The 7,334-nt window shown below is 68.8% G+C and carries 7 protein-coding genes, 1 tRNA gene and 1 pseudogene; 2 read left to right on the forward strand and 7 right to left on the reverse strand.

The window, feature by feature from the left end; all coding sequences use genetic code 11:
- On the forward strand, positions 1-1,587 hold a 1,587-nt coding region (locus NI18_RS14195; RefSeq protein ID WP_037530720.1), incomplete at its 5' end, for a DUF885 domain-containing protein.
- A 13-nt stretch (positions 1,588-1,600) separates the two neighbouring features.
- On the opposite strand, the gene NI18_RS23450 is transcribed toward NI18_RS14195, so the two are convergent.
- The 7 genes from NI18_RS23450 to moaA form a co-directional block, all read right to left on the reverse strand.
- Positions 1,601-2,419 (reverse strand): L,D-transpeptidase family protein, encoded by an 819-nt coding sequence (locus NI18_RS23450; RefSeq protein WP_084215213.1) that lies wholly within the window; start codon positions 2,417-2,419, stop codon positions 1,601-1,603.
- A gap of 119 nt (positions 2,420-2,538) precedes the next feature.
- Positions 2,539-3,255, reverse strand: a complete 717-nt coding sequence (locus NI18_RS23455) for a hypothetical protein (RefSeq protein WP_128082229.1) — start codon at positions 3,253-3,255, stop codon at positions 2,539-2,541.
- 37 nt (positions 3,256-3,292) lie between these two features.
- Positions 3,293-3,514, reverse strand: a complete 222-nt coding sequence (locus NI18_RS14205) for a hypothetical protein (RefSeq protein ID WP_347574864.1) — start codon at positions 3,512-3,514, stop codon at positions 3,293-3,295.
- Positions 3,515-3,643: 129 nt separating this feature from the next.
- A complete protein-coding gene (locus NI18_RS14210) occupies positions 3,644-4,474 on the reverse strand; it encodes an aldo/keto reductase (RefSeq protein ID WP_084215215.1) in 831 nt (276 codons plus the stop codon).
- Between the two features lie 155 nt (positions 4,475-4,629).
- Positions 4,630-4,704 (reverse strand) — tRNA-Asn (locus NI18_RS14215).
- 91 nt (positions 4,705-4,795) lie between these two features.
- Positions 4,796-5,575, reverse strand: a complete 780-nt coding sequence (locus NI18_RS14220; RefSeq protein ID WP_037530723.1) for an NAD kinase — start codon at positions 5,573-5,575, stop codon at positions 4,796-4,798.
- The gene (moaA, locus tag NI18_RS14225) at positions 5,572-6,600 is read right to left on the reverse strand and encodes a GTP 3',8-cyclase MoaA (protein WP_052149209.1); all 1,029 of its coding nucleotides are present in this window, start codon (positions 6,598-6,600) and stop codon (positions 5,572-5,574) included. Before moaA ends, NI18_RS14220 begins: the two co-directional genes overlap by 4 nt.
- Before the next feature lie 115 nt (positions 6,601-6,715).
- On the opposite strand from moaA, the pseudogene NI18_RS14230 reads away from it, so the two are divergent.
- Positions 6,716-7,334 (forward strand): annotated as a pseudogene (locus NI18_RS14230) (hypothetical protein); the annotation flags it as partial.

The raw sequence follows: 7,334 nt of genomic DNA on the forward strand, positions 1-7,334 counted from the left end.
ATCGCCGCGCGGCGACGCGTCCTGACCGACGGGCTGGCTGCGCTCGGCCGGTTGCCGCGCGACGGGATCGACCAGGCGACGCTGACCAGCATCGCCGTGACGCAGAGCGCGTTCCAGACCGCGCTGGACGGGATGGCGCTGCCCTACGGCGTCGCGACGATCGGCGACTGGCGCAACACGCCCTATGCCGTCATCCAGAATGTCGGCGCGTGGCTGGACGTGCCGCAGCTGCTCGACGGCGATCAGCCGCTGCGCACGGCGGCGGATGCCGAGGCCTATCTCGCGCGCGTGGCGGCGATGGCGAAACAGCTCGATGACGAGACGGGCAGGGTGCGCACCGCGCGCGAGCAGGGCTTGGTGCCGCCCAGCTTCCTGCTCGACAAGACGCTGGCCGGGATGCGACGCACGCTGGCCGAGGCGGCAGCGGTCGATGGTCCACTGATCGGGCCGCTCGCGCGCAAGACGCAGGCGATCCCCGGTGACTGGACCCGGCGTTCTACGCAGATCGTCCGCGATGCGGTCATCCCCGCGCTCGAGCGGCAGATCGCCGAACTCACCGCGCAGCGCGCGGTCGCAACTGACGTCGCCGGGCTGGGATCGCGCCCGCATGGCGCGGCCTGGTATGGCTGGGGGCTGCGTGCGGGGACGACGACGCGACGGAGCCCGGCGGAGATCCATGCGCTGGGGCGTGCGCAGCTCGTCGAGCTTCAGGCGCAGATGGACAGGATCCTCAAGGGCTTCGGGCTGACCAAGGGGACCGTGGCGGAGCGCGCGGCCGAATTGCAGCGTCGGCCGGACATCGCCTTCCCCAACGACGATGCCGGTAGGAAGCAGATCGTCGCCTATATGCAGGGCCGGATCGATGCGATCCGGCCGCGCCTGCCCAAGGCGTTCCGCACGCTGGTGACCGCCAGGCTCGAGATCCGGCGGATGCCGCTCGCGCAGGAGGCGGGGGCGCCCGCCGCCTATGGCGGGCCGGGCGCGCTCGACGGATCGATCCCGGGCAAGATCTGGGTGAATCTGGGCGATCCCACGATCCACAACCGCGTCACGATCCCCGATCTGGTGTTCCACGAGGGCATTCCCGGGCATGTCTGGCAGGGGGAATATGCGCAGCAGCTGCCGCTGATCCGATCGGTGCTGGCGTTCAACGCCTATACCGAGGGCTGGGCGCTCTACGCCGAACAGCTCGCCGACGAGCTCGGGCTCTATGACGGCGATGCGGCGGGGCGGCTCGGTTATTTCATGGGGCTGTCTTGGCGCGCGGTGCGGCTGGTGGTCGACACCGGGATCCATGCGATGGGCTGGACGCGCGAGCAGGCGTTGCGCGAATTCGTCGCCGCGACCGGACTGCCGATGAGCAACGCGGTGAGCGAGGTCGAGCGCTATTGCGCCTGGCCGGGTCAGGCCTGTGGCTACAAGATCGGCCAGACCGAGATCGTCGCGCAGCGGACCCGCGCCAAGGCCGAATTGGGTACCCGGTTCGACGTGCGGGACTTCAACCAGGCGGTGCTGGCTGGCGGCAACGTCCCGCTCGACGTGCTGACCGGCAATGTCACGCGGTACATCGCCGCGCGCAGGGGCTAGTCGCGCCTCACGCTCACGGGCCGATATCGATGTCGCGGGCCTCGGCACGCCGCGCCGCCGATCGCTCGAAACCGAGTTGTTCGGCGACGGGATCGTTCCAGCCATAGGGGTCGGTACGGAAGGCGACCTTGCCGGCGTCGCCGACATAGACATTCTCGTACAGCAGCCGCACCGGGATGCGGCGCGGCAGCGGGACAAACTGCATCTCGCCCGACGCCTGCGCGGTCTGCCATGCCTCGGTAACGCCCTGGTCGTCGGCGAGCATCTGCGCGAAGCCGATCGCATCCTCGACGCGGACGCAGCCATGGCTCAGATGCCGCTGGCTGCGGTCGAACAGCCCGGGGGCGGACGTGTCGTGCAGATAGATCGCCTGGTCGTTCGCCATGTCGAACTTGACGAGGCCGAGCGCATTGCTCGGGCCGGGCTGCTGGACGATCCAGCCGTCGCGCAGGACCATGTTGTGCTCCTGCAGATAGGCGTCGTCGACATTGGCCATCTCGCCGTTCTGGATCGACTTCGGCACGGTCCAGGTCGGGTTGGCGACGAGGCGATAGATCGGTGAGGACAAGGCCGGCGTCTCGCGACCGGGTTCGCCGACGATCACCTTGCGCTGATCGACGAGCACGCCATCGCGGTAGTAGCGCAGTTGCGAGGCGGCGGTGTTGACGTCGATCCGCGTCGCCGGGGGCGTCCGTTCGAGCCAGCGCCGCCGCTCCAGCGCCACCGCGAGCGCGCGCGCGCGATCACCTGGTCCGAGATTGAGGACCTTCAGAGTCTCCGGCCCGACGATCCCGTCCGCGGCGATGCCGTAATCGGTCTGCAGCCCCTTCATCGCGTCGGCGATTGCCTGCGTATAGACCGGGGCGCTAGACGGGGTGGCCGGCTGGAGGCCGGCGATGGTCGAGGCGGATTGCGCCAGCGTCGGCGCGGTGACGGGGCCGGGGCCGGGCGTCAGGAGATAACCGCTCTCGACCAGCTGTTCGACGATCGTCGCACGCGCGGATCGCGGGTGCCGACGCGGATCAGCGCGGCAGCGCCCGTCTGGGCGGGCGCCTCGAGCGGTGCGGGGCCGGCTGGTGCGGTGAGCGCCTTCTCGCTGAAGACGCGATAGGCATCGGACAGCAGGCGATAGTCGGCATCCTGCGGCGCCAAGCTTTCAAGCCAGTCGTCGACCTTGTGCCGCGCGATCGCGGCGACCAGCCCGGTGGCGAGGTCGACGCTGGGTCGCGGCAGGGTATAGACCTGATGCAGCGTCGCCGGATCGACACGGCCCCTTGCCAGTGCACCGGCATAGGCGAGCGCGACACGCGTGCGGGCGACGTCGATATCCGCCGGGGCCGCGTCGGCGGGCAGGTCGGGCAGGAAGGCGACGTGATCGAGCCCGTGACGGCTGCGGTCGCCGAGCGCAGTGTTGAGCGCCGCGACGTCTGCATCCGACCAGAGCGCCCGCCACTTCGCCTTGGTGTAGACCGCGCGGACGGTCGCGTCCGTCACCGCCTGCCGGCTGATGACGACGCCGCCGATCGCAGCGGCTGCAGCGCTCGGCTTGGCAGGGGGCACCGCGCGTCTCGGCGCTGTCTGGGCGGGCTGGGCACCGGCGGCGCCGTTCGTCAGGAGGAGTGCAAGCGGCATCGCGCCGGACGCGAGCCGGGCTCGCAGGGTCTTCACTGTCATCCCTGTTCAACGTACCAGTCGCCGCATCGGCTCAGATCGACGGCGAGATTCCCGCGAACCATGCCGCATAGGGGGTGTTGGCGGCCATGTGGCGATTATAGTCGGGCGACCCGTCATGCCACCAGACCGGGCCGCGTTCGCCCAGCGCATGCTTGGCCGCGTCGACGTCAGCACGTGCAGCGGCGACCGCGTCGGCATCGTCCCGACGTCGGGCCAAGCCGACCGCGCGTCGCGCCGCCATCAGTGCCCGCACCAACTCGGCACGATCGGCTTCGGGCAGCGACGGATCCGCGCACCGCCACAATCGGCCGCGGACGACGAAATAGCGGCCGTCGGGGGTCGCCGGATAGGCCTTGGGGGGCGTGCTGCGGCCATGCCGCGCTCAGAGCATCTCGAGCGGTTGTGGCGACCGCGGGCGGGGAAACGCCGTGTCGAGCGCGGCAAGATCCTCGGCCGACAGCACGAGATCGGCGGCTGCCCGGTTTTCGCTGACATGCGCCACGCTCGCGGCCTTCGGGATTGCAATCGTCGCGGGACGTTGCAGCACCCAGGCGAGCGCGACCTGCGCGGGCGTCGCGCCGATGTCGCGCGCGATCCGCGCCAGTGCCGGATCGGCGAGGAGCCGGCCCTGTTCGACCGGACTATAGGCCATGACGGGAATGTCGTGACGGTCGAGCCAGGGGAGGAGGTCATGCTCGGGACCACGCCGCGTCAAATTGTACAGGATCTGGTCGGTCGCGCAGTCCTGTCCGCCCGCCGCATGCAGTTCGGCCATGTCCTGGGTATCGAGATTGCTGACGCCCCAATGGCGGATCTTGCCCGCGGTCTTGAGCCGTTCCATCGCCTCGACCGTCTCGGCGAGCGGTACCGACCCACGCCAGTGCAGCAGATACAGGTCGAGCCGGTCGGTCCTCAGCCGCCCAAGGCTCGCCTCACACGCGGCCGTGAGGCGGTCGCGCGAGGCGTTTTGGGGATAGGCCTTGCTGACGAGGAACAGCGTGTCGCGGACATCGTGGAGCGCATCACCGATCAGCGTCTCGGCGGCGCCGTCGCCATACATCTCCGCCGTGTCGATCAGCGTCATCCCGCACTCGACGCCTGCGCGCAACGCTGCGGTCTCGGCCTCGCGACGATCGGCGCGCTCGCCCATCATCCAGCTTCCCTGGCCCAGGGCTGGCACCGTCTCGCCGCCCGGGAGAATCACCGATTTCATCGTCTGCCCCAATCGCTCTGGTCGTCAGGGGTCAACGCCGGTCGGACGCGCGGGATGCGTGCCGCGAGGGTTATATTGCAAATAGTGTATCGGGGGATCTTGCCGCGGTCTGACGCGGGACGTCTCGACAGAAGCGAGATTTCGCGGCTTGAAAATGGCTCCCTGAGTAGGATTCGAACCTACGGCCACTCGATTAACAGTCGAGAGCTCTACCGCTGAGCTATCAGGGAACGTTGCCGGAGGCGGCTCTATAAACGGCCAGTTGGACGATGCAACCCGGTTTTTGTCGATTTCCGCAACAAATTGCGCCGGGGTCGGGGGCTATGCTGCGAACTGTTCCATCGTGATGCGGTCGTCGAGCGCGTGCTCGGGATCGAAGAGCAGGGTAAGCTCGCGTGCACGGTCCATGCAGATGTCGACCTGTGCCACGTCGCGGATCTCGCGCTGGTCGGCGACCGCGGAGACGGGGCGCTTGCCGGGGTCGAGCACGCGGATGCCGATCCGGGCCTTGTCGGGCAGGATCGCACCGCGCCAGCGCCGCGGGCGGAACGGGCTGATCGGCGTCAGCGCGACCATGCCCGAACCGAGCGGCAGGATCGGGCCCTGCGCGGACAGGTTGTAGGCGGTCGATCCCGCGGGGGTCGCGACGAGGATGCCGTCACAGGCCAGTTCGGCGAGCACGACGCGGTCGTTGACCGTCACCTCGAGCTTGGCGGTCTGACGCGTCTCGCGAAGCAGCGAGACCTCGTTGATCGCGGGGAGGGTGAGGGTGCGTCCGTCGAGCCCGGTCGCGGTCATGCTGAGCGGCGTGACCTTGAAGGGCTTGGCGCGCGAAAGCCGGTCTTCGAGGCCGTGATGCCGCCACTCGTTCATCAGGAAGCCGACGGTACCCAGGTTCATTCCGAAGACCGGGACCGCGGGCTTGCGCCGTTCGAGCATCGCATGGAGCGTCTGCAACATGAACCCGTCACCGCCGAGCGCGATGACGACATCCGCCTCCTCGGGCTCGACCCAGTCGCCCAGATCGGCAAGCTGGGCGGCGGCGGCCTGTGCCGGCGGGGTGGCGGAGGCTACCAGCGCCCGGCGGACATAGTCGGTCACCCGCCGGTGACGCTCATGTGACGCGCGACAGCGGGGCCCTCGCCCTCGCCGATGCGGAAGTCGTGCCGCTTGGGTTTGGCGTAGAGGCCAGCGTCGATCGCCTCGTCGAGCCCGGCGATGCCGCCGTCGCGCAGCGCACCCTTGAGGTCGACCTGATCGTCATGCCCGAGGCACAGATACAGTTTGCCCTCGGTGGTGAGGCGGACGCGGTTGCAGCCTTCGCAGAAATTGGCGGTCAGCGGCGAGATGAGCCCAAGACGCGTCCCGGTACCGTCGACGTTCCAGTAGCGTGCCGGCCCGCCGGTCTTGTACGCGTCCCGTTCGAGCCGGAACCGGGTCTCGAGATCGCGGAACACGCCGGTTAGCGGGAGGAAGCGATCGGTGCGATCCTCGTCGATCGCGCCGAGCGGCATCGTCTCGATCAGGGACAGGTCGAAGCCCTCGTCGCGGCACCAGGCGAGCATCGGTGCGATCTCGTCCTCGTTGAAGCCCTTGAGCGCGACCATATTGATCTTGATCGCGAGCCCCGCATCGCGCGCCGCCATGATGCCGCCGATCACCTGCGCGACGTCGCCGTGCCGGGTGATGTAGCGGAATCTTTCGGGATCGCGGCTGTCCATGCTGACATTGACGCGTCGGATGCCCGCATCGACCATCGCCGGCGCATGCTCCGCCAGCCGCGTGCCGTTGGTGGTCATCGTCAGCTCCTCAAGCCCGCGGCCGAGATTGCCACCCAGTCGCTTGACGAGATCGCCGACGTCGCGGCGGACGAGCGGCTCGCCGCCCGATAGGCGGATCTTGGTCACGCCGCGCGCGATGAACCGCTCGGCGATGATCGCGATCTCTTCGAGGCTCAACAGCTTGGCGCGCGGCAGGAAGGTCATCGCCTCGGACATGCAATAGCGGCACCGCAGATCGCAGCGGTCGGTGACCGATATCCGCAGATATTTGATCGTCCGCTGATGCCGATCGACCAGCGGACGATCGACGGTTGCGGAGTGGCTCGAAGGGGAGTGAGACGCCATAGCAACAGAGCTAGGTGGTGCAGTGTCGAGCGGCAAGTGCGTTCCAGGATTGGCGACGGGCGATGGGGTGGCTAGGTTGTCGGCGATGACACCGGCCACACTGGATACAAAGGACATGCTGAACAGAACGATGCTGTTCGCATGCTCGTTCCGTCACTTCGCGGAGATCGCTGATATTGCGGTGGCTTGCGGCTGGGATGCGGTGGTCACTGCAACCGCCAGCGGTATCGACCCGGCCTATGTCGAAAGCGGCGCACCGGTCGTGCTGATCGATGCGCGCGGGGCGATCGCGCAGGGGCTGGCGGCGGCGCAGACGATCGCCCCCCGGGTCGCCGAGGATGGCGGGGCGCTGCTGTTCGTGCTGTCGCGCCGCGACTGTACGGCGCTCGACCGCGTGTTCGAGCTGGGGGCTACGCATTTCCTGATCGATCCGGCGAGCGACGGCGAACTGATCCAGTCGCTGCGCTTCGCGGCGCGTCATGTGACGCGCGCGCCAGGCAGGCCGGGCATCGTCGACCGCCGCGACGCGATGGCCGGCGCACGCTTCGGCCGCGATCCGAACCTGGCGCAGCAGTGGATCGCGGCGCGGATCGGCGACGCACAGCCGGTTTCCGTCGTGCTCGTCTCGCTGTCGCGGCTCGACATCGTCAACGCCGCGCATGGTCGGCCCGCGGTCGATTCGCTGATCGAGGTCGCGTCGAGCGGGCGGAGGCGGTCGCGGCCGAGGCGATGGC

This window comes from Sphingomonas sp. Ant20 (assembly GCF_000783375.1).
Taxonomy (GTDB): Bacteria; Pseudomonadota; Alphaproteobacteria; order Sphingomonadales; family Sphingomonadaceae; genus Sphingomonas; species Sphingomonas aerolata.

Excerpts from the sequence above, each read along its gene's own strand:
- moaA (WP_052149209.1), bottom strand. The coding sequence starts at position 6,600 with ATGGCGTCTCACTCCCCTTCGAGCCACTCCGCAACCGTCGATCGTCCG.
- NI18_RS14210 (WP_084215215.1), bottom strand. The coding sequence starts at position 4,474 with ATGAAATCGGTGATTCTCCCGGGCGGCGAGACGGTGCCAGCCCTGGGC.
- NI18_RS23450 (WP_084215213.1), bottom strand. The coding sequence starts at position 2,419 with ATGAAGGGGCTGCAGACCGATTACGGCATCGCCGCGGACGGGATCGTC.